Source organism: Pseudomonas asplenii (genome assembly GCF_001293465.1).
GTDB classification, from domain to species: Bacteria; Pseudomonadota; Gammaproteobacteria; order Pseudomonadales; family Pseudomonadaceae; genus Aquipseudomonas; species Aquipseudomonas fuscovaginae_B.
On record NZ_JSYZ01000003.1, the window covers coordinates 277,532 to 299,057 of the forward strand.

At 64.6% G+C, this 21,526-nt stretch carries 16 protein-coding genes and 1 pseudogene; 14 read left to right on the forward strand and 3 right to left on the reverse strand.

What is annotated here, in order from left to right; all coding sequences use genetic code 11:
* Positions 1-16: 16 nt before the first annotated feature.
* The 9 genes from PF66_RS05200 to hutG all read left to right on the forward strand — a co-directional run bounded on the left by PF66_RS05200 (position 17) and on the right by hutG (position 11,237).
* Positions 17-1,489: a purine-cytosine permease family protein gene (locus PF66_RS05200; RefSeq protein ID WP_054057914.1), complete on the forward strand. Its 1,473-nt coding sequence runs from the start codon at positions 17-19 to the stop codon at positions 1,487-1,489.
* 101 nt (positions 1,490-1,590) lie between these two features.
* Positions 1,591-2,559, forward strand: coding sequence for an ABC transporter substrate-binding protein (locus PF66_RS05205; RefSeq protein ID WP_054057913.1), 969 nt, complete (start codon positions 1,591-1,593; stop codon positions 2,557-2,559).
* Between the two features lie 66 nt (positions 2,560-2,625).
* Positions 2,626-3,477, forward strand: a complete 852-nt coding sequence (locus PF66_RS05210) for an ABC transporter permease (protein ID WP_054057912.1) — start codon at positions 2,626-2,628, stop codon at positions 3,475-3,477.
* Positions 3,474-4,304: a quaternary amine ABC transporter ATP-binding protein gene (locus PF66_RS05215; RefSeq protein ID WP_054057911.1), complete on the forward strand. Its 831-nt coding sequence runs from the start codon at positions 3,474-3,476 to the stop codon at positions 4,302-4,304. Before PF66_RS05210 ends, PF66_RS05215 begins: the two co-directional genes overlap by 4 nt.
* Before the next feature lie 11 nt (positions 4,305-4,315).
* A complete protein-coding gene (locus tag PF66_RS05220; RefSeq protein ID WP_054057910.1) occupies positions 4,316-5,839 on the forward strand; it encodes an HAL/PAL/TAL family ammonia-lyase in 1,524 nt (507 codons plus the stop codon).
* Positions 5,840-5,951: 112 nt separating this feature from the next.
* Positions 5,952-7,490, forward strand: coding sequence for a histidine ammonia-lyase (hutH, locus tag PF66_RS05225; RefSeq protein ID WP_152972969.1), 1,539 nt, complete (start codon positions 5,952-5,954; stop codon positions 7,488-7,490).
* Positions 7,491-7,791: 301 nt separating this feature from the next.
* Positions 7,792-9,201: an amino acid permease gene (locus tag PF66_RS05230; RefSeq protein WP_054060884.1), complete on the forward strand. Its 1,410-nt coding sequence runs from the start codon at positions 7,792-7,794 to the stop codon at positions 9,199-9,201.
* A 16-nt stretch (positions 9,202-9,217) separates the two neighbouring features.
* Positions 9,218-10,423, forward strand: a complete 1,206-nt coding sequence (gene hutI, locus PF66_RS05235; RefSeq protein ID WP_054060883.1) for an imidazolonepropionase — start codon at positions 9,218-9,220, stop codon at positions 10,421-10,423.
* A 10-nt stretch (positions 10,424-10,433) separates the two neighbouring features.
* Entirely contained in the window at positions 10,434-11,237 is an 804-nt protein-coding gene (gene hutG / locus PF66_RS05240; protein ID WP_054060882.1) for an N-formylglutamate deformylase, read from the forward strand.
* Between the two features lie 43 nt (positions 11,238-11,280).
* Here the strand turns inward: hutG and PF66_RS05245 are convergent, their stop codons facing one another.
* The gene (locus PF66_RS05245) at positions 11,281-12,201 is read right to left on the reverse strand and encodes a hypothetical protein (RefSeq protein ID WP_054062065.1); all 921 of its coding nucleotides are present in this window, start codon (positions 12,199-12,201) and stop codon (positions 11,281-11,283) included.
* A gap of 242 nt (positions 12,202-12,443) precedes the next feature.
* On the opposite strand from PF66_RS05245, the gene pip reads away from it, so the two are divergent.
* The 5 genes from pip (at position 12,444) to PF66_RS05270 (ending at position 19,516) form a co-directional block, all read left to right on the forward strand.
* The gene (pip, locus tag PF66_RS05250; protein WP_054060880.1) at positions 12,444-13,415 is read left to right on the forward strand and encodes a prolyl aminopeptidase; all 972 of its coding nucleotides are present in this window, start codon (positions 12,444-12,446) and stop codon (positions 13,413-13,415) included.
* Positions 13,412-13,849, forward strand: a complete 438-nt coding sequence (dtd, locus tag PF66_RS05255; protein WP_054060879.1) for a D-aminoacyl-tRNA deacylase — start codon at positions 13,412-13,414, stop codon at positions 13,847-13,849. The genes pip and dtd overlap by 4 nt, the downstream gene beginning before the upstream one ends.
* 266 nt (positions 13,850-14,115) lie before the next feature.
* The gene (locus PF66_RS05260) at positions 14,116-15,939 is read left to right on the forward strand and encodes a glucan biosynthesis protein G (protein WP_054060885.1); all 1,824 of its coding nucleotides are present in this window, start codon (positions 14,116-14,118) and stop codon (positions 15,937-15,939) included.
* Positions 15,932-18,502, forward strand: a complete 2,571-nt coding sequence (gene mdoH / locus PF66_RS05265; RefSeq protein ID WP_054060878.1) for a glucans biosynthesis glucosyltransferase MdoH — start codon at positions 15,932-15,934, stop codon at positions 18,500-18,502. The genes PF66_RS05260 and mdoH overlap by 8 nt, the downstream gene beginning before the upstream one ends.
* A 216-nt stretch (positions 18,503-18,718) precedes the next feature.
* The gene (locus tag PF66_RS05270; protein ID WP_081009792.1) at positions 18,719-19,516 is read left to right on the forward strand and encodes a transporter substrate-binding domain-containing protein; all 798 of its coding nucleotides are present in this window, start codon (positions 18,719-18,721) and stop codon (positions 19,514-19,516) included.
* 12 nt (positions 19,517-19,528) lie between these two features.
* On the opposite strand, the gene PF66_RS33790 is transcribed toward PF66_RS05270, so the two are convergent.
* Positions 19,529-20,401: a methyl-accepting chemotaxis protein gene (locus tag PF66_RS33790; protein ID WP_416773401.1), complete on the reverse strand. Its 873-nt coding sequence runs from the start codon at positions 20,399-20,401 to the stop codon at positions 19,529-19,531.
* Positions 20,402-20,434: 33 nt separating this feature from the next.
* Positions 20,435-21,445 (reverse strand): annotated as a pseudogene (locus PF66_RS33795) (methyl-accepting chemotaxis protein); the annotation flags it as partial.
* Positions 21,446-21,526 lie beyond the last annotated feature (81 nt).

Genomic DNA, 21,526 nt, shown 5'->3' on the forward strand with positions numbered 1-21,526 from the left:
AGAGGTTGAACGATAAATGGCTGTATCGAATGATCGTGCAAGCAACAAACCGTTGATCGAAAGGCGTTCGATCGACTACATCCCGGAAGCGGAAAGACACGGTCGTCTACTCAGTCAGTTCACCCTGTGGTTGGGGGCCAACCTGCAGATCACCGCGATCGTCACCGGCGCGCTGGCGGTGGTGCTCGGCGGCGACGTCTACTGGTCGCTGGTCGGCCTGCTGCTGGGGCAACTGCTCGGCGGCGGGGTGATGGCGCTGCATGCCGCGCAAGGGCCGCAACTGGGCCTGCCGCAGATGATTTCCAGCCGCGTGCAGTTCGGCGTCTACGGCGCGGTGATCCCGCTGGTGCTGGTGTGCCTGATGTACATCGGCTTCTCGGCCAGCGGCTCGCTGCTGGCCGGGCAGGCGGTGGCGCAACTGCTGCACGTCGAGGACTGGGTCGGCATCGTGCTGTTCGCCGCCTCGATCCTGGTCTTCACCATCTTCGGCTACCGGGTGATCCACGGCATCGGCCGGGTCGCCAGCGTGCTGGGGGTGATCGCCTTCATCTACCTGTTCTACAGACTGCTGGCGGGCAACGATGTTTCCGCGTTGCTGGCCAACAAGCATTTCTCCCTGGCGAGCTTCCTGCTGGCGGTGTCGCTGTCGGCGTCCTGGCAGATCGCCTTCGGGCCCTACGTGGCGGACTACTCGCGCTACCTGCCGCGCAGCACTTCAGCGTCGAAAACCTTCTGGGCCGTGGGCCTGGGGTCGGTGATCGGCTCGCAGGCGTCGATGGTCTTCGGGGTGTTCGCGGCGGCCCTGGCCGGTTCGCAGTTCGCTCACCACGAGGTCTCATTCATTGTCAGCCTTGGCGGCACCGGCGTGATCGCCGCGGCGCTGTACTTCGCCGTGGCCTTTGGCAAGGTCACCGTCACCACGCTCAATGCCTACGGCAGCTTCATGTCGATCGCCACCATCATCAGCGGTTTCCGTGGCAACCGGCACATCGGCAGCGGCGTGCGCCTGCTGTACATCTTTGTCATGGTCAGCCTCGCGGCGGCCCTGGCGCTGCTCGGCAAGGACTCGTTCCTCAAGGAATTCTCCGCGTTCATCCTGTTCCTGCTGGCGTTCTTCACGCCCTGGAGCGCGATCAACCTGGTGGACTTCTACTGCATCACCAAGGAACGCTACGACATTCCCGCGCTGTCCGATCCCAACGGCCGTTACGGGCGCTGGAACATCATGGGCATCAGCATCTATGTGTTCGGCGTGCTGATCCAGATGCCGTTCATCTCCACGCATTTCTACACCGGTCCCCTGGTGGCGAGTCTGGGCGATACCGATATCTCCTGGATCATCGGCCTGGTGGTTCCGGCAGCGCTGTACTACTACGCCGCGAAGAAGTGGCACGGCGCGGTTCCTGATCGCTTGATCCTGCCGCCAGAGCAGGGCGAGGTCGCAGCACCCCAGGCCAGTGGCCGGGTCCAGCCGTCGTCGGTGGCCTGAATCCCGAGCCTGAGCAAGACGTGGACAGGGCCCCTTGGGCCAACCCGGGCCGGATGCCTCTTGACTGCCGTTAACCCATTCATGATTAGGAGCGTCACATAATGAAAATGAAAAAGACCCTGCTGACCACGGCGTTGTCCCTCGGCCTGTTGACCGCTGCCGGCGCCAGCCAGGCCGCCGGCTGGTGCGAGTCCGGCAAGCCGGTGAAGTTCGCGGGCCTCAACTGGGAAAGCGGCATGTTGCTGACCGACGTCCTGCAGTTCGTCCTGGAAAAAGGCTACGACTGCAAGACCGACAGCCTGCCGGGCAACTCCATCACCATGGAGAACGCGCTGAGCACCAACGATATCCAGGTCTTCGCCGAAGAGTGGGTGGGCCGCAGCGAGGTCTGGAACAAGGCCGAGAAGGCCGGCAAGGTCGTCGGCGTCGGCGCGCCGGTGGTCGGGGCCATCGAAGGTTGGTACGTGCCGCGCTATGTGGTCGAGGGTGATGCCAAGCGCAAGCTCCAGGCCAAGGCGCCGAACCTGAAGAACATCGCCGACCTGGCGCAATACGCCTCGGTGTTCAAGGACCCGGAAGAACCGAGCAAGGGCCGTTTCTACAACTGCCCGGCCGGCTGGACCTGCGAGCTGGACAACAGCGAGATGCTCAAGAGCTACGGCCTGGAAAACGCCTACACCAACTTCCGTCCAGGGACCGGGCCGGCTCTGGATGCCGCGGTGCTGTCGAGCTACAAGCGTGGCGAGCCGATCCTGTTCTACTACTGGTCGCCGACGCCGCTGATGGGCCAGGTCGATCTGATCAAGCTGGACGAGAAGCCGGGCGTCGACAAGAGTGTGAGCATCAAGGTCGGTCTGTCCAAGACCTTCCACGACGAGGCACCTGAACTGGTGGCCGTGCTGGAGAAGGCCAACCTGCCGATCGACCTGCTGAACCAGAACCTGGGGCGCATGAGCAAGGAGCGGATCGAGTCGCCGAAGCTGGCGAAAATCTTCCTCAAGGAACACCCTGAGGTCTGGCAGGCTTGGGTCAGCGCTGACGCTGCCAAGAAAATCAACGCGGCTCTGTAGGTCGATTCCTCCCGGTCAACCGAGAGGCTGACCGGGACGCTACATCCACTTGATCGAGAGTTTCCAATGTTTCCCGAGAATTTCACGTTTTCCATCGCCGACTGGGTCAACGGTTGGGTCGATTCGCTGGTGACCAACTACGGTGATGTGTTCCGCCACATTTCCGACACCCTGCTGTGGGCCATCGTCAACCTCGAGAGCCTGCTGCGCCTGGTGCCATGGTGGCTGATGCTGGCCATCGTCGGCGGTATCGCCTGGCATGCCACCCGCAAGCTGGTCAGCACCGCGGTGATCGTCGGCCTGCTGTTCCTGGTGGGGGCGGTCGGTCTGTGGGACAAGCTGATGCAGACCCTGGCGCTGATGCTGGTGGCGACGCTGATCTCGGTGCTGATCGGGATTCCGCTGGGCATCCTGTCGGCGCGCAGTGACCGCCTGCGCTCGGTGCTGATGCCACTGCTGGACATCATGCAGACCATGCCCAGCTTCGTGTACCTGATCCCGGTGCTGATGCTGTTCGGCCTGGGCAAGGTTCCGGCGATCTTCGCCACGGTGATCTACGCCGCGCCGCCGTTGATCCGCCTGACCGACCTGGGTATCCGCCAGGTGGACGGCGAGGTGATGGAGGCGATCAACGCCTTCGGTGCCAACCGCTGGCAGCAACTGTTCGGCGTGCAACTGCCGCTGGCCCTGCCGAGCATCATGGCCGGGATCAACCAGACCACCATGATGGCCCTGTCGATGGTGGTGATCGCCTCGATGATCGGTGCCCGTGGCCTGGGCGAAGACGTGCTGGTGGGCATCCAGACCCTCAACGTCGGGCGTGGCCTGGAAGCCGGCCTGGCCATCGTGATTCTCGCCGTGGTCATCGACCGCATTACCCAGGCCTACGGTCGTCCGCGCCACGAGGTGAGCAAATGACTGATTCCATCGTCAGCAAGATCGAAGTCAAGAACGTCTTCAAGATCTTCGGTTCGCGCGCCGGTGATGCGCTGAACCTGATCCGCCAGGGCAAGACCAAGGACCAGGTGCTGGCCGAGACCGGCTGCGTGGTCGGGGTCAACGACCTGTCGCTGAGCATCGGCACCGGCGAGATCTTCGTGATCATGGGCCTGTCGGGTTCCGGCAAGTCGACCCTGGTGCGCCACTTCAACCGCCTGATCGATCCCACCAGCGGGGCGATCCTGGTCGATGGCGTGGACATCCTGCAGCACGACATGGACGCCCTGCGCGAATTCCGTCGGCACAAGATCAGCATGGTGTTCCAGAGCTTCGGCCTGCTGCCGCACAAGACCGTGCTGGATAACGTCGCCTATGGCCTCAAGGTTCGCGGCGAGAGCAAGCAACTGTGTGTCGAGCGTTCGCTGCACTGGATCAATACCGTGGGCCTCAAGGGCTACGAGAACAAGTACCCGCACCAGCTGTCGGGCGGCATGCGCCAGCGCGTCGGCCTGGCCCGGGCCCTGGCGGCGGACACCGACATCATCCTGATGGACGAGGCCTTCAGTGCCCTCGACCCGCTGATCCGCGCCGAGATGCAGGACCAGTTGCTCGAACTGCAGAAGACCCTGCACAAGACCATCGTGTTCATCACCCATGACCTCGACGAGGCGGTACGCATCGGTAACCGGATCGCGATTCTCAAGGATGGCCGGCTGATCCAGGTCGGTACGCCGCGGGAAATTCTGCATTCGCCGGCGGACGAGTATGTGGACCGCTTCGTCCAGCGACGGGCGGCGACGGTGTGATGAGGTCGGATATGTCCCAGGTCGAGAAAATCGTTATCGCCGATGCGCCATTGCGCTGGCAGGATGTGGTTGCGGTCGCCCGTCACGGCGCGCTGCTGGAACTGACCCCGCAGACCTGGGCGCGGATCGACAACGCCCAGGCGATCGTCCAGCGCATCGTCGTCAGCGGCGAGCGCGCCTATGGCATCAACACCGGCCTGGGGGCGCTGTCCAACGTTTCGCTGTCCGGCGAGCAACTGAGCCAGCTGTCGCGCAATACCCTGCTCAGCCACGCCTGCGGCGTCGGCCCGGCACTGGCCGACGAACAGACCCGGGCGATCATTTGCGCGGCGATCATCAACTACAGCCACGGCAGGTCCGGCCTGCATCGCCAGGTGGTCGAGGCGCTGCTGGCGCTGCTCAACCGCGGCATCACCCCGCAGGTGCCGTCCCAGGGTTCTGTCGGTTACCTGACCCACATGGCCCATGTCGGCGTGGCCCTGCTCGGGGTCGGCCAGGTCAGCTATCGCGGCCGGATCGTGCCTGCCGCGCAGGCCCTGGCCGAAGAGGGGCTGCAACCGGTGCAACTGGGTGCCAAGGACGGGCTGTGCCTGGTCAACGGCACGCCGTGCATGACCGGCCTGAGCTGCCTGGCCCTGGCTGACGCGAACCGCCTGGCGCAATGGGCCGACGTCACCGCGGCGATGAGTTTCGAGGCCCAGCGCGGCCAGATCGCCGCGTTCGACGCCGAGATCATCGCGCTCAAGCCGCACCCGGGCATGCAACAGGTCGGCAGCAATTTGCGTGGCCTGCTCGACGGCAGCGAAGTGATCGCTGCGAGCAAGGGCATCCGCACCCAGGACGCCCTGAGCATCCGCTCGATCCCGCAGGTGCACGGCGCGGCCCGCGACCAACTGGCCCACGTCACCCGGCAGGTCGAGATCGAACTCAACGGCTGCACCGACAACCCGCTGCTGCTGGGCACGCCGGACGATTTCCGGGTGATGTCCCAGGCCAACCCCCATGGCCAGTCGGTCGCCCTGGCGGCGGACCTGCTGGCGATCGCCATGGCGGAGATCGGCTCGATCGCCGAGCGGCGCCTCGACCGCCTGATCAACCCGCATGTCAGCGGCCTGCCGGCATTCCTGGTCAGTCAGCCGGGCGTCAATTCGGGGATGATGATCGTGCAGTACGTCGCCGCGTCCCTCTGCGCGCAGAACCGTCAGTTGGCGCAACCGGCGGTGCTCGACAACTACGTGACCTCGGGCCTGCAGGAAGACCACCTGAGCCTGGGCACCAACGCTGCGCTGAAGTTGCACCAGGTGCTGGAGAACTGCACGCAGATCCTCGCCATCGAGTACCTGCTGGCGGCCCAGGCCTTCGAATTTCTCAAGGAACAGCGCTTCGGCGCCGGTACCGACGTCGCCTGGAGGCTGCTGCGCGAGCACGTGCCGGCCTATGACCAGGACCGCTGGCTGGCACCGGATATCGCCACCGTGGCGGCGCTGCTGCGCGACCCGCGGCTCTTGCCCGAAAGATTGCCGAACCTGAACTGATTCAAACAAAGATAGCCAGCGTGCCAAGGCGCCATCCGCCCAAAAAGCGGACAGCGACGGATAACGGAAGCTTCCGGAGCGACTGGCAGTTGATAACACTCTCAAAAGGAGCATGAATGTGACTGCGTTGAACCTTATTCCCGGCCAATTGACCCTGGCGCAACTGCGTGCCGTGTACCAACAGCCGGTGCAACTGAGCCTGGACGCCAGCGCTGACGCGCAGATCGACGCCAGCGTCGCCTGCGTCGAGCAGATTCTGGCCGAGAACCGTACCGCCTACGGCATCAATACCGGCTTTGGCCTGCTGGCGTCGACCCGCATCGCCAGCGCCGATCTGGAGAACCTCCAGCGTTCGCTGGTGCTGTCCCATGCCGCCGGTGTCGGCGAGCCGATCAGCGATGACCTGGTGCGGCTGATCATGGTGCTCAAGGTCAACAGCCTGAGCCGCGGTTTCTCCGGCATTCGCCGGCAGGTGATCGATGCGCTGATCGCCTTGATCAATGCCGAGGTCTACCCGCACATTCCGCTCAAGGGCTCCGTCGGCGCCTCCGGTGACCTGGCGCCACTGGCGCACATGTCGCTGGTGCTGCTCGGCGAGGGCAAGGCCCGCTACCAGGGCCAGTGGCTGGACGCGCCGGCCGCGCTGAAGCAGGCCGGCCTGCAACCGCTGACCCTGGCGGCGAAGGAGGGCCTGGCGCTGCTCAACGGCACCCAGGTGTCCACCGCGTTCGCCCTGCGTGGCCTGTTCGAAGGCGAGGACCTGTTCGCCGGTGCGCTGGTTGCCGGTGGCCTGACCGTCGAGGCGGTGCTGGGCTCGCGTTCGCCGTTCGATGCGCGTATCCATGAAGCGCGTGGCCAGCGCGGCCAGATCGACGCCGCGGCGAGCTATCGCCACCTGCTCGGCGAGCGCAGCGAAGTGTCCGATTCGCACCAGAACTGCGAGAAGGTCCAGGACCCTTACTCCCTGCGCTGTCAGCCGCAAGTCATGGGCGCCTGCCTGACCCAGTTCCGCCAGGCGGCCGAGGTGCTGGTGGTCGAGGCCAACGCCGTTTCCGACAACCCGCTGGTGTTCGCTGCCCAGGGGGATGTGATCTCCGGTGGCAACTTCCACGCCGAGCCGGTGGCCATGGCCGCCGACAACATGGCCCTGGCGATTGCCGAGATCGGTTCGCTGAGCGAGCGCCGCATCTCGTTGATGATGGACAAGCACATGTCGCAGTTGCCGCCGTTCCTGGTGGCCAACGGTGGCGTCAACTCCGGCTTCATGATCGCCCAGGTGACCGCCGCGGCGCTGGCCAGCGACAACAAGGCCTTGGCCCATCCGCACAGCGTCGACAGCCTGCCGACCTCGGCGAACCAGGAGGACCATGTGTCCATGGCACCGGCTGCCGGCAAGCGTTTGTGGGAAATGGCTGAAAACACCCGCGGAATTCTCGCCGTCGAGTGGCTGGCCGCCTGCCAGGGCCTGGACCTGCGCAATGGCCTGAAAACCTCGCCGCCCCTGGAAACCGCGCGCGCGACCCTGCGGGAAAAGGTCGCCTACTACGACAAGGACCGTTTCTTCGCCCCGGACATCGAGGCCGCCACCGAACTGTTGGCGTCGCGCTGCCTGACCGCGCTGGTGCCGGCGAAGTTGCTGCCGAGCCTGTAAGCGCCGAGCGTTACACAGGAATGGACTGGGGGCAGCGGCCTGTTTGAGCGGCGGCCCTGTGGGGCGAGCTTGGCCGTGAAGGGTGGTGAATGACGGCCTTTGGCGGATCGCCAGCAAGTCGGCTCCTACAAAAGCGAGCCGGCTGCCACAGATTCGCGGCACCACCGGGCAGATGCTTTTTGCCTGAGCGGGTCGGGTTGGGTACTCTGCGACCCCTTTTTGCGGCCGGGTGGCCGCAAGACCTTCGCCCCAAGTCTGATTCTTGTCGACCTGTACCGATAAGAATAATTAAGGACGAGTAATGCAACAGCCAGTAAAAGGTTTGAAACGCGGGCTTTCCGCCCGACACATTCGCTTCATGGCACTGGGTTCCGCCATCGGCACGGGCCTGTTCTATGGCTCCGCCTCGGCGATCCAGATGGCCGGCCCGGCCGTGCTGCTGGCCTACCTGATCGGTGGTGCCGCGGTGTTCATGGTGATGCGCGCCCTCGGCGAGATGGCGGTGCACAACCCGGTGTCCGGTTCCTTCGGCCAGTACGCCAGTACCTACGTCGGCCCGATGTCGGGCTTCATCCTCGGCTGGACCTATGCCTTCGAGATGGTCATCGTCGGCCTGGCTGACGTCACCGCCTTCGGTATCTACATGGGTTTCTGGTTCCCGGAGGTCGATCGCTGGATCTGGGTCCTGGGTATCGTGTTCTTCATCGGCGCGCTGAACCTGTGCGCGGTGAAGGTCTTCGGTGAAATGGAATTCTGGCTGTCGCTGCTCAAGGTCGGCGCGATCGTCGCGATGATCCTCGGCGGCTTCGGCATCATGTTCTTCGGCATCAGTACCGCCACGCCGTCTGCCGAGGTCGGTATCGGCAATCTCTGGGCCCATGGCGGCTTCATGCCCAACGGCGTGGCCGGCATCATCGCTTCCTTCGCGGTGGTGATGTTCGCCTTTGGCGGCATCGAGATCATCGGCGTCACCGCCGGCGAGGCCCGCGACCCGCAGCGGGTCATCCCCAAGGCGATCAACGCGGTGCCGGTGCGGATCCTGCTGTTTTACGTGCTGACCCTGCTGGTGCTGATGTCCATTTACCCCTGGCCGCAGATCGGCAGCCAGGGCAGCCCGTTCGTGCAGATCTTCCAGAACCTTGGGATCGGCTCGGCGGCGACCATTCTCAATATCGTGGTGATCTCGGCGGCGGTGTCGGCGATCAACAGCGATATCTTCGGTGCCGGCCGCATGATGTACGGCCTGGCCCAGCAGGGGCAGGCGCCCAAGGCCTTTGCCACGCTGTCCCGTGCCGGCGTGCCGTGGATGACCGTGGTGGTCATGGGCGCGGCGCTGCTCGGTGGCGTGCTGCTGAACTACCTGATCCCGGAAAACGTGTTCCTGCTGATCGCCTCGATCGCCACCTTCGCCACCGTCTGGGTGTGGTTCATGATCCTGGTCACCCAGGTTGCCATGCGCCGCTCGATGAGCCGTGAAGAGGCCGCCCAGCTCAAGTTCCCCGTGCCGTTCTGGCCCTATGCGCCGATTGCCGCCATCACCTTCATGATCTTCATCTTCGGCGTGCTGGGCTGGTTCCCGGACAGCCGGCCGGCGCTGATCGTCGGTGCGGTGTGGCTCGGCCTGCTGGTGCTGGCGTACCTGATCTGGGTCAAGCCGGCGGTGGCCCAGGCGGCACGGGTCGCCCAAGATCCTTCCCTGTCTCATCGATAGCCCACGGAGGCCCCGGATGAAAACGCTCTGGCACAACTGTCACGTTGCAAGCATGGCGCAAGGCACCTACTCGATCATCGAGGATGCCGCCATCGTGACCGTGGCCTCGAAGATCGACTGGATCGGCCCACGCGCCGAGCTGCCGGCGGCGGATTATCCACAGGTCCATGACCTGGCTGGGGCCTGGGTCACACCGGGGCTGATCGACTGCCACACCCACACGGTGTTCGGCGGCAACCGCAGCGGCGAGTTCGAGCAGCGCCTGCAGGGTGTCAGCTACGCCGAGATCGCCGCCGCTGGCGGCGGTATCGCCAGCACCGTGCGGGCGACCCGCGCGGCCAGCGAGGAGCAGCTGTTCGCCAGTGCCCGGCAGCGCCTGAGCTGCCTGCTGCGCGATGGCGTGACCAGCGTCGAGATCAAGTCCGGCTATGGCCTGGACCTGGAAAACGAACGCAAGATGCTCAAGGTCGCCCGTCGTCTCGGCGAGGAGCTGCCGGTCAGCGTGCGCACCACCTGCCTGGCGGCCCATGCGCTGCCGCCGGAATACAAGGATCGCGCCGACGACTACATCGAGCATATCTGCAACGACATGCTCCCGGCGCTGGCTGCCGAGGGGCTGGTGGACGCGGTCGACGCGTTCTGCGAATACCTGGCGTTCTCCCCGGCCCAGGTCGAGCGGGTGTTCCAGGTCGCGCAGCGCCTGGGTCTGCCGGTGAAACTGCACGCCGAGCAGTTGTCCTCGCTGCACGGTTCGAGCCTGGCGGCGCGCTACCAGGCGTTGTCCGCCGATCACCTGGAGTTCATGACCGAGGAGGACGCCATCGCCATGGCGGCGGCGGGCACGGTGGCGGTGTTGCTGCCCGGTGCCTTCTATTTCCTGCGTGAAACCCAGTTGCCGCCGATGGAGGCCCTGCGTCGGCACGGCGTGAAGATCGCCATCGCCACCGACCTCAACCCCGGGACCTCGCCGGGCCTGTCCCTGCGCCTGATGCTGAACATGGCCTGCACCCTGTTCCGCATGACCCCGGAGGAAGCCCTGGCCGGTGTCACCCTGCACGCCGCCACGGCCCTGGGCATGGGCGATAGCCATGGGTCCCTCGAGGTCGGCAAGGTCGCCGACTTCGTCGCCTGGCAGATCGAGCGGCCGGCGGACCTGGCCTACTGGCTGGGCGGCGACCTGGGCAAACGCGTGGTTCGCCACGGTATTGATGTAGTGATCTAGGAGAGTGCTTGTGGATAACGTCCTGAACTTCAAGAAAGGCCGGGTGCCGCTGCTGATCAGCATGCCCCACGCCGGGCTGAAACTGACGCCGGCGGTCCGTGACGGGCTGATTCCCGAGGCCCGCAGCCTGCCGGACACCGACTGGCATATTCCCAGGCTCTATGACTTTGCCGAGGAGCTGGGCGCCAGCACCCTGGCCGCCGAGTACTCGCGTTTTGTCATCGACCTCAACCGTCCGTCCGACGACAAGCCGCTGTACGCCGGAGCCACCACCGGGCTTTACCCGGCGACGCTGTTCGATGGCGTGCCGCTGTTCCAGGCCGGCCGCGAGCCCTGCGCGCAGGAGCGGGCAGGTTACCTGGAGCAGGTCTGGACGCCGTACCACCGGACCCTGCAGGAGGAGCTGGCGCGGCTCAAGGCCGAGTTCGGCTATGCGCTGCTGTTCGACGCCCATTCGATCCGTTCGGTGATCCCGCACCTGTTCGAAGGCAAGTTGCCGGATTTCAACCTCGGCACCTTCAATGGCGCCAGTTGCGATGCCCGACTGGCTGCACGGCTGGAGGCGATCTGTGCCGGGCATCCGGCCTACAGCCACGTGCTGAACGGACGCTTCAAGGGCGGGCACATCACCCGTCACTACGGCAACCCGGCCGAGCACATCCATGCCGTGCAACTGGAGCTGGGCCAGTGCAACTACATGGAAGAGTTCGAGCCGTTCAACTATCGCAGCGATCTGGCCGAGCCGACGCGGGTGGTGCTCAAGGAACTGCTGCAGGGGCTGCTGGCCTGGGGGCGTGAGCGCTACGGGCGTTGAGTGGAGTCTTCCTGCCGTCTCCGACAGGCCGGCCACCGTGACATCAGCCGGGAAGCACCTCGATGCCGGGGCTGAGGAAGTCGATGTGATAGCCGTTGAGCCCATCGCCCAGGGCGACATGCACGCCCAGGATGCCTTCGTTTATCGGTGAGTTGCGCAGGTAGTTGATGTTCGGCCCGATGGCGTCGTTCACGCCGATGGCGAACTCGCTCAGATACAGCCCGCGGTGTCCGGCGGCCTGGCTCAGCAATTGGAGGTATTCCTCCCCCGCGACCACGAACGAGCGCACCTGGTTGTATTCGATGCGCAACCAGGCATCGTGATGGGCGACCTGTGCCGCCAGCCGGCGCATGTCGTCCACCAGGCCGTCGGGCAACGGCCGTGCCCGGCTGCTGCGCGACAGCAGCAGGCCGCTGACATGCAGGACGCCGCTGACCTGGAAAATATCCGGGCAGTCGGGCCGCATGTGGGCATAGTGCACCTCGAACAGCTCGGTGACCGACAGCACGAAGCTCTCGCCGATCTCGTTGCGGGTCAGGGCATAGGGTGCGCAGTTGCCGTTGAGCCAGACCTCGGCCCGGCTGTTGGCGCTGGTCAGGTGCAGGCGGCGCAGGCCGTTGAGCAGCGTCAGGTAGTGCTGCTGGCGCCTGAGGCAGTCGGCGAAATCGCAGCGCAGCAACAGCATCAGGCTGTAGAGCGCGTTCTCCAGGCCGGTATCGAAGGCATGCAGTGGGCACAGCAGGGTCTGTTTGTGCGCGGTGCGCGCCGCTCGCTGATAGAGTTGCCGGGCGCCCTGGCGGGAAAAGGAAAATGCCAGGCTCTGTGCCGGCAGCCTTTCCAGGCTGCCCAGTAGACTGGCTTCCAGCCCCAGTTCACGTAGGCCGCGGACAAACATTTCGCTGTCGGCGACGATAACGGCTTTTTCCGGGTAGACGAGCAGATCGGGCAAGCGGTGCTGGTTCATCGGGAACTCCCTGTCTTTTCTGGCTATGGGCAGCCACGGAAAGCGGCTCCTGCCGCTCGGTTTGACGCTCCTTATTGAATCGCTCATCGAGCCGATTTGAACACTGACCAAACGGCTAGTTGCCAGCAAACAACCGCGCTTTTGACAAGGACATGCCGTTTGCGTGATTCGGGTTTATGATGCCGGACGGCACAATCAAAGAAGTCCCCCCAGGGATGACCCCGACCCTTACGGAGCGCGTGATGCAGACTTTGTACCCGCAGATCAAACCCTACGCCCGGCACGATCTGGCCGTGGATGAGCCGCATGTGCTGTACGTCGACGAAAGTGGCTCGCCCGAGGGCTTGCCGGTGGTTTTCATTCACGGTGGCCCGGGTGCCGGCTGTGATGCCCAGAGCCGCTGCTACTTCGACCCCACCCTGTACCGGATCGTGACCTTCGACCAGCGTGGCTGCGGTCGCTCGACGCCCCACGCCAGCCTGGAAAACAACACCACCTGGGATCTGGTGGCGGACCTGGAGCGGATTCGCGAGCACCTGGGTATCGACAAATGGGTGCTGTTCGGCGGCTCCTGGGGTTCGACCCTGGCGCTGGCCTATGCGCAGACCCACCCCGAGCGGGTCCATGGCCTGATCCTGCGGGGGATCTTCCTGGCACGTCCGCAGGATGTCGAATGGCTCTACCAGAACGGCGCCAGCCGCCTGTTCCCCGACTACTGGCAGGATTATGTGGCGCCGATCCCGGCGGATGAGCGCGAAGACCTGCTTGGCGCCTTCCACAAGCGCCTGACCGGCAACGACCAGATCGCCCAGATGCACGCGGCCAAGGCCTGGTCGCTGTGGGAAGGACGTACCGCGACCCTGCGGCCGAACCCGCTGGTGGTCGATCGTTTCTCCGAGCCGCAGCGGGCCTTGTCCATCGCGCGGATCGAGTGCCATTACTTCACCAACAATTCGTTCCTGGAGCCCGATCAACTGATCCGCGACATGGACCGGATCGCCCATCTGCCCGGCGTGATCGTGCACGGCCGCTACGATGCCATCTGCCCACTGGACAACGCCTGGGCGCTGCACCAGGCCTGGCCGAACAGCGAACTGCAGGTGATTCGCGATGCTGGCCATGCCGCCTCGGAGCCGGGCATCACCGATGCGCTGGTGCGCGCCGCGAACCAGATGGCGCGACGCCTGCTCGACCTGCCTCCCGAAGAAGCATGAGGGGCCTGTTGCAGCGCGTCAGTGGCGCGCGGGTCGAGGTCGAGGGGCAGGTGGTGGGTGCCATCGACCAGGGTTTGCTGGTGCTGCTGGCCGTCGAGCCCGGGGACACCCGGGCCAGCGCCGACAAACTCTTGCATAAGCTGCTTAACTATCGGGTGTTCAGCGATCCCCAGGGCAAGATGAACCTGTCCCTGGCGGATACCGGCGGCGGTTTGCTGCTGGTGTCGCAGTTCACCCTGGCCGCCGATACCCGTAGCGGGCTACGCCCGAGCTTCTCCACGGCAGCGCCGCCGGCGCTGGCCGAAGAACTTTTCGACTACGTGGTGGCACAGGCGCAGCAGTTGCATGGTCAGGTGGCGACGGGACGTTTCGGGGCGGACATGAAGGTTCATCTGGTCAATGATGGCCCGGTAACCTTCCTGTTACACACCTGAAAATGAAAAAAACCGCGTATCGGGCTGAAAACAGGGCATTTTGTCGATAAATACTTTGTTTCGCCTGATGCGTTGTAACGCCGCCTACTAGATAATCGCGCGCTACGGGGATCAGCGTTCGTTGGTCCATTTTGAATTAGGTAGAGACTTGTCCGACATCGTTTGGGGAATCATTTCGCCCCAGGGGAGTCGGAACAATGCTCGCCAACCTGGCGCATAGATAGCTAGCCGTTGGTTTTTTGATCTGTTTTCGGCGAGGGTTGCTCGTGATTGTTAGTCCCTGTAATGCACCAAAATTGACTGCCAGAGGGTTGAGAAAAGCACTGGTGACGGGCTCCGCACTGCTTTGCCTGCTCAGTGCCGGGCAAATCTTTGCATTCAATCTGGACGATGTGGCGGCCAAGGCGAAGACCCTGGCCGGGCAGAAGTACGAGGCTCCGCGCAGTAATCTGCCGAACGAATTCCGGGAGATGAAGTTCGCGGACTACCAGAAAATCCGCTTCCTGACCGACAAGGCCGAATGGGCTGACCAGAAGACGCCGTTCAAGCTGTCGTTCTATCACCAGGGCATGCACTTCGACACGCCGGTGAAAATCAACGAAATCACCGCCAACGACGTCTCGGAGATCAAGTACGATCCGAGCCGTTTCGACTTCGGCGACCTGAAATTCGATCCGAAAACCACCGAACAGCTGGGTTATGCCGGCTTCCGCGTGCTTTATCCGATCAACAAGGCCGACAAGCAGGACGAGATCATGACCATGCTCGGCGCGAGCTATTTCCGCGTCGTGGGCAAGGGCCAGACCTATGGCCTGTCCGCCCGTGGCATGGCGATCGATACCGCCCTGCCGTCCGGCGAGGAATTCCCGCGCTTCACCGAGTTCTGGATCCAGCAGCCCAAGCCGACCGACAAGCACCTGGTGATCTTCGCCCTGCTTGACTCGCCACGGGCGACCGGTGCCTATCGCCTGACCCTGCGTCCGGGTGCCGACACCATCGTCGACGTCAAGGCGCAGATGTTCCTGCGCGACAAGGTCGGCAAGCTGGGCGTGGCCCCGCTGACCAGCATGTTCCTGTTCGGTGCCAACCAGCCGTCGAAAGTCCTCAACTACCGTCGCGAGCTGCACGACTCCGCCGGCCTGTCGATCCATGCCGGTAACGGCGAGTGGCTGTGGCGTCCGCTGAACAACCCGAAACACCTGGCGGTGAGCAACTTCTCCGTGGAGAACCCGCGTGGTTTCGGCCTGCTGCAGCGCGGTCGCGACTTCAGCCACTACGAAGACCTCGACGACCGCTACGACAAGCGTCCAAGCGCCTGGATCGAGCCGAAGGGCGATTGGGGCAAGGGCACCGTCGACCTGGTGGAGATCCCGACCGCCGATGAAACCAACGACAACATCGTGGCTTTCTGGAACCCGGAAAAGCTCGCCCAGCCGGGTGAAGCGATGAACTTCGCCTACCGTCTGCACTGGACTCAGGACGAAGCTGCCCTGCATTCGCCGGACAGCGCCTGGGTCAAGCAGACCCTGAAGTCCACCGGCGACGTCAAGCAGTCGAACCTGATCCGCCAGCCGGATGGCAGCGTGGCCTACCTGATCGATTTCGAGGGCCCGTCCCTCAAGGCCCTGCCGGAAGATGCGCCGGTGCGCAGCCAGGTCAGCGTCGGCGATAACGCCGAAGTGGTCGAGAACAGCCTGCGCTACAACCCGGAAACCCAGGGCTGGCGCCTGACCCTGCGCCTGAAGATCAAGGATCCGGGCAAGTCCACCGAGCTGCGCGCTGCGCTGGTCAAGGACATCGCTGCCGCCGAGCCGGTGAAGGCTTCGTCCCAGGTGGTCAAGGCCGACAAGGTTGCCGCCAAGTCCCAGGAGAAGCACGAGAAGGAAGCGGCCAAGGCCCAGGACAAGGACGCTGCCAAGTCTGCGGAAAAGGACGCGGCCAAGACTCAAGAGAAAGACAAGGCCAAGGACAAGAAAGAGCACGACGCCCCGGCGCCGGCTGCCGAGGCTGCCCCAACCACCCCGGAGCCGGCCAGAACCGAACAAGTCCTGACCGAGACCTGGAGCTACCAGTTGCCTGCCGATGAGTAATCCTATCGCCCAGCCAGAGGCTCTCTCCGAGTATCTGGCGCACCTGCCGCTTAGTACCGAGCAGCGCGCCGAGTTGGCGAACTGCAAGTCGTTCGCCGAGTTGCATGAGCGGCTCGGTGCGCAACCGTCCGCCGACTCCGCCGAGGCTGCACAAGCCTCGGTGGGGCGTCGCCTGACCCTCGACAGCGCCGCCGACCTGGAAGATGCCGAGATGCTCTCGGTGGACGCCAGCGGCCGGGTGTGCCTCAAGGCCACCCCGCCGATCCGGCGCACCCGGGTCGTTCCCGAGCCCTGGCGGACCAATATCCTGGTCCGCGCCTGGCGGCGCCTGACCGGGCGCAGCAACCCGCCGGCACCCAAGGACGACAGGCGCGAGCTGCCTCATGCCCGCTGGCGTACCGTGGGCTCGATCCGACGCTACATCCTGCTGATTCTGATGCTTGGCCAGACCATCGTCGCCGGCTGGTACATGAAAGGCATCATGCCTTACCAGGGCTGGTCGTTCGTCGACCTCAACGAGGTCCTGCACCAGCCGGTCCTGCAGACCGCCCGGCAGGTGCTGCCCTATGTCCTGCAGACCACCATCCTGGTGATGTTCGGGATTCTGTTCTGCTGGGTTTCGGCCGGTTTCTGGACCGCTCTGATGGGGTTCCTCGAACTGCTCACCGGGCATGACAAGTACCGTATCTCCGGCGCCAGCGCCGGCAGCGAGCCGATCCCGGCGGATGCCCGTACGGCCATCGTCATGCCGATCTGCAACGAGGACGTGGCGCGGGTGTTCGCCGGCCTGCGGGCGACCTTCGAGTCGGTCGCGGCCACCGGTGACCTGGACCGTTTCGACTTCTTCGTCCTCAGCGACAGTAACGACACCGATATCTGCGTGGCCGAACAGCAGGCCTGGCTGGATGTCTGCCGTGAGGCCTCGGGCTTCGGCAAGATCTTCTACCGCCGCCGCCGCCGTCGTGTGAAGCGCAAGAGCGGCAACCTCGACGACTTCTGCCGTCGTTGGGGAGGCGACTACAAGTACATGGTGGTGCTCGACGCCGACAGCGTCATGAGCGGCGAATGCCTGACCAGCCTGGTGCGCCTGATGGAGGCCACGCCGGACGCCGGGATCATCCAGACCGCGCCACGGGCGTCGGGCATGGACACCCTGTATGCGCGCATGCAGCAGTTCGCCACCCGCGTCTACGGCCCGCTGTTCACCGCCGGCCTGCACTTCTGGCAGTTGGGCGAGTCCCACTACTGGGGTCACAACGCGATCATCCGCATGAAGCCGTTCATCGAGCACTGCGCCCTGGCGCCGTTGCCCGGCAAGGGCGCGTTCGCCGGTGCGATCCTGTCCCACGACTTCGTCGAAGCCGCGCTGATGCGTCGTGCCGGCTGGGGCGTGTGGATCGCCTACGACCTGCCCGGCAGCTACGAGGAATTGCCGCCGAACCTGCTGGACGAGCTCAAGCGCGACCGCCGCTGGTGTCACGGCAACCTGATGAACTTCCGCCTGTTCCTGGTCAAGGGCATGCACCCGGTGCATCGCGCGGTGTTCCTCACCGGCGTGATGTCCTACCTGTCGGCACCGTTGTGGTTCTTCTTCCTGGTGCTGTCGACGGCGCTGCTGGCGGTCAACACGCTGATGGAGCCGCAGTACTTCATGGAGCCGCGCCAGCTCTATCCGCTGTGGCCGCAATGGCACCCGGACAAGGCGGTGGCGCTGTTCTCCACCACCATCGTGCTGCTGTTCCTGCCCAAGCTGCTCAGCGTCATCCTGATCTGGGCCAAGGGCGCGAAAGAGTTCGGCGGCAAGTTCAAGGTGACCGTGTCGATGCTGCTGGAGATGCTGTTCTCCATGCTGCTGGCGCCGGTGCGGATGATTTTCCACACCCGTTTCGTCCTGGCCGCGTTCCTCGGCTGGGCGGCGACCTGGAACTCGCCGCAGCGTGACGACGACTCCACGCCCTGGAGCGAAGCGGTGCGCCGTCACGGTCCGCAGACCCTGCTGGGTGCCCTCTGGGCCCTGCTGGTGATCTGGCTGAACCCGAGCTTCCTGTGGTGGCTGGTGCCGATCGTCGGCTCGCTGATGCTGTCGATCCCGGTTTCGGTGATCTCCAGCCGGGTCAACCTGGGCCTGCGCTCGAAGGATGAGCAGCTGTTCCTCATCCCCGAGGAATACAACCCGCCCCAGGCGCTGCTGGCGACCGACGAATACACCCACGAGAACCGCTGGCACGCGCTGAACGACGGTTTCGTCCGGGCGGTGGTCGACCCGCGGCAGAACGCCCTGGCCTGTGCCCTGGCGACCTCCCGTCACCGGCAGGCCGAGCCGATCGAGTGGCTGCGCAACGAGCGTGTCCGGCATGCCTTGAAAGTCGGCCCGGCGGGCCTCGACAACAACGCCCGCCTGCAATTGCTCAGCGACCCGGTTGCCCTGGGCCGCCTGCATGCGCAGGTCTGGAGCGAAGGCCATGGCGAGTGGCTCAATGCCTGGCGTGCGTCGGTCAAGGCCGATCCGCATGCACCGCTGCTGCCGCTGCAACCTGTTGTGGCAATCGGTCAACCCGCCTGACTCCATCCCCCCTGGAGCGTGCTCCAGGGGGGATGCGACCTCTTGCAAGCCGTTTCTCTCCCGCCTGTACCCATTGTCATTTGGTAACAAAACATCCGCTCGACGGCCTGTTCGGGTGCGTTAGGATCGCGCCCCGAAATTGTGCCCGCCGGCCTGCGCCAGTTCCGCGTAGACCGGACGGGGCGATCCCATCGGGAAATGGATCAAGGAGTTTTCATGACGAGAAGGTACCTGGCGATACTGCTGGGCGTTGCCGCATTCCTGCAGGCCTGCGGGCTCCAGGCGGGCGCCATCGACGAAGCGGTCAGGCGGGGCAGCCTCAAGGTGGGGACCAATCCGACCTATATGCCGTTCCAGATGACCGACCGACAGGGGCGGGTGGTGGGTTTCGAGATCGATCTGCTGCATGAAATGAGCAAAGCCCTTGGGGTGCGCCTGGAGATATTGCCCAGCAGCTACCCGCAACTGATCCCCGACCTGCTGGCGGGCAAGACCGACCTGATCGCCAGCGGCATGACCCTGACCCCGGAGCGTAACCTGCGCCTGAACTTCAGCGATCCCTTCATGGTGGTGGGGCAGACCATGCTGATTCCGCTGGAGCTGGGGGGCAAGGTCCAGAGTTTCGAGGACCTGAACGATGCCGCCTACCGCATCCGTGTCAAGGCCGGCACCACCGGTGAGATCGTGGCGAAGAGGCTGATCGGCAAGGCCCAACGAGTCAGTTACGCCACTGAGGAGGAGGGCGTGCGCGATGTGCTCGACGGCAAGGCCGACGCCTTCATCCATGATGCACCCTACAACCTGGTGGCGGTGAACCGGCTGGGGGCTGGCAAGCTGCTGTGCCTGGACCAGCCCTTCACCTACGAGCGCCTGGCGTTCGGTCTGAAGAAGGGCGACCACGACAGCCTGAACTGGATCAACCACTTCCTGAACCAGATCGCCGAGGACGGCACCTACGACCGGATCCACGACAAGTGGTTCAAGGACACCGCCTGGCTGGCCGACCTCGACTGAGTTCGGTCAGGGTCAGACACGGAAGCGGCTGACCAGTACTTGCAGGTGATTGCCCAGGCGCGCCAGTTCGACGCTGGAGGCGGCGGTTTCCTCGCTGGCCGAGGCGGTCTGTTCGGAGACGTCGCGCACGTTCAGCACGCTGCGGTTGATCTCCTCGGCCACGGCGCTCTGTTGCTCGGCGGCGGCAGCGATCTGCTGGTTCATCGTCTGGATCGCCGACACCGTGCGGGTGATGCTCCCCAGCGCGCCACCGGCACGGCGGGTCAGTTCGACGCTGCTGTCGGTCAGGCTGCGGCTGTTGTCCATGATGGTCGCCACCTGGTCGGTGCCTCCTTGCAGGCCAACGATCAGTTCCTCGATTTCCTCGGTGGATTTCTGGGTGCGTTGGGCCAGGCTGCGCACTTCGTCGGCGACCACGGCGAAACCACGCCCGGCCTCGCCGGCACGGGCGGCCTCGATGGCGGCGTTGAGGGCCAGCAGGTTGGTTTGTTCGGCCACCGACTTGATCACGTCGAGCACGCTGCCGATCTTGTCGCTTTCGGCCTTGAGGTGGCTCATGGCTTCGGTGGAGTGACCGACTTCGGCGGCCAGGCGTTCGATCTGGGCGATGGCCTCGCCGACCACCTTGTCGCCTTCGCGGGCCTGCTGGTCGGCGGCGACCGCGGCTTCCGAGGCCTCTTCGGCGTTACGTGCCACTTCCTGCACGGTGGCGGTCATCTCGTGCATGGCGGTGGCGACCTGGTCGGTCTCGGCCTTCTGGCTGTTGACCCCGGCGCTGGTCTGTTCGGTCACGGCCGACAGTTGCTCGGCGGCGCTGGCGATCTGCGTGACCCCATCGCTGATACCGCCGATCAGCTTGCGCAGGCTGATGGTCATGCTCTGCATGGCCCGCTGCAGTTGGCCGAGTTCGTCGCGGCGGCTGACTTGCAGGTCCTCGCTGAGGTCGCCGGAGGCAACGCGCTCGACCACCTTGAGGGTCTGCTGCAGTGGTGTGACGATCTGCCGGGTGATGGTCCAGGCGGCAATGATGCCGAACAGCAGGGCCAGGCCGGCGGAAATGCCGAGCAGGCTCTTCGCCTGGTCGGCATCGCTGTCGCGGCGGGCGGTCTGCAGGTCGGTCAGCTGGTTGCTCAGTTCCAGCAGATGGTTGCCTTGCTCCTCCATATTCTTGAGCGCCTGGGCGCTGGCGATCTGGGAGTCGCGGAAGGCGCTGACGGCAGCCCGATAGGCCTTGAGGGAGTCGCTGGCCTGCTGCAGGTTGGCCAGGTGCTGCTCGGGCAGTCTGGCCGGCAGGCTCTCCAGGTTCTTCAGAGCGTTGTCGATGGCATCCAGTGCGGGTTGCTCGGCATCACTGCGGCCACTGTAGGTGTAGCCGCGAACCTGGAAACGGGCCTGCTGGATCAGTTTGCTCAGCTCGATCACGCTGTTGAACTGGGCGATGCTGTCGCCCTGCAGCATCGATTTCTCGACCTCTGCAACCTTGGCGACGGCATTGTCGGCGCTGGCGCCGAGTTTGCTGCGGGCGGCCTCGCGGTTCTGCGTGGCCTGGGTCATGTCGGCGAACGCGCGCTTGTACTGGACAAGGGTGGCCAGTTGCTGGTCGATCAGTGTGATGCTTTCCGGGGTCTGCAACTGCTGGCGGGCTGTTTGCAGGCCGTTTTCCAGCTTGTCCAGCAGGCCGGCGACGGTGCCCGGGCCCTGTTCGCCCTTGCGCATCTCGTAGTCCAGGCGGGCGATACGCAGGTCCTTGGTCAGCATGTTCAGCGAGGAAATGTAGCCCAGCTTGTCGCCACGGTTGATCACCGAACCCAGGCCGCTCCAGCCGGTGAAGGTGATGAGCATGGTCAGGAGCAGTACCAGGCCGAAGCCGATACCGAGTTTCAGGTTGATGCTCACATTGCCCAGGCTCTGGGTTAGCCAACGGTACATGGGTCGGACTCCTGACGGCGCTCGTACGCCTGGTGGCGGACGGATTTCCAATATTGCCGTTGTATCGGCGGCGTAGAGCGA

Coding starts and splice junctions, on each gene's coding strand:
- PF66_RS05200 (WP_054057914.1), top strand. CDS start 17: ATGGCTGTATCGAATGATCGTGCAAGCAACAAACCGTTGATCGAAAGG.
- PF66_RS05205 (WP_054057913.1), top strand. CDS start 1,591: ATGAAAATGAAAAAGACCCTGCTGACCACGGCGTTGTCCCTCGGCCTG.
- PF66_RS05210 (WP_054057912.1), top strand. CDS start 2,626: ATGTTTCCCGAGAATTTCACGTTTTCCATCGCCGACTGGGTCAACGGT.
- PF66_RS05215 (WP_054057911.1), top strand. CDS start 3,474: ATGACTGATTCCATCGTCAGCAAGATCGAAGTCAAGAACGTCTTCAAG.
- PF66_RS05220 (WP_054057910.1), top strand. CDS start 4,316: ATGTCCCAGGTCGAGAAAATCGTTATCGCCGATGCGCCATTGCGCTGG.
- hutH (WP_152972969.1), top strand. CDS start 5,952: ATGAATGTGACTGCGTTGAACCTTATTCCCGGCCAATTGACCCTGGCG.
- PF66_RS05230 (WP_054060884.1), top strand. CDS start 7,792: ATGCAACAGCCAGTAAAAGGTTTGAAACGCGGGCTTTCCGCCCGACAC.
- hutI (WP_054060883.1), top strand. CDS start 9,218: ATGAAAACGCTCTGGCACAACTGTCACGTTGCAAGCATGGCGCAAGGC.
- PF66_RS05245 (WP_054062065.1), bottom strand. CDS start 12,201: ATGAACCAGCACCGCTTGCCCGATCTGCTCGTCTACCCGGAAAAAGCC.
- pip (WP_054060880.1), top strand. CDS start 12,444: ATGCAGACTTTGTACCCGCAGATCAAACCCTACGCCCGGCACGATCTG.
- dtd (WP_054060879.1), top strand. CDS start 13,412: ATGAGGGGCCTGTTGCAGCGCGTCAGTGGCGCGCGGGTCGAGGTCGAG.
- mdoH (WP_054060878.1), top strand. CDS start 15,932: ATGAGTAATCCTATCGCCCAGCCAGAGGCTCTCTCCGAGTATCTGGCG.
- PF66_RS05270 (WP_081009792.1), top strand. CDS start 18,719: ATGACGAGAAGGTACCTGGCGATACTGCTGGGCGTTGCCGCATTCCTG.
- PF66_RS33790 (WP_416773401.1), bottom strand. CDS start 20,401: ATGCAGAGCATGACCATCAGCCTGCGCAAGCTGATCGGCGGTATCAGC.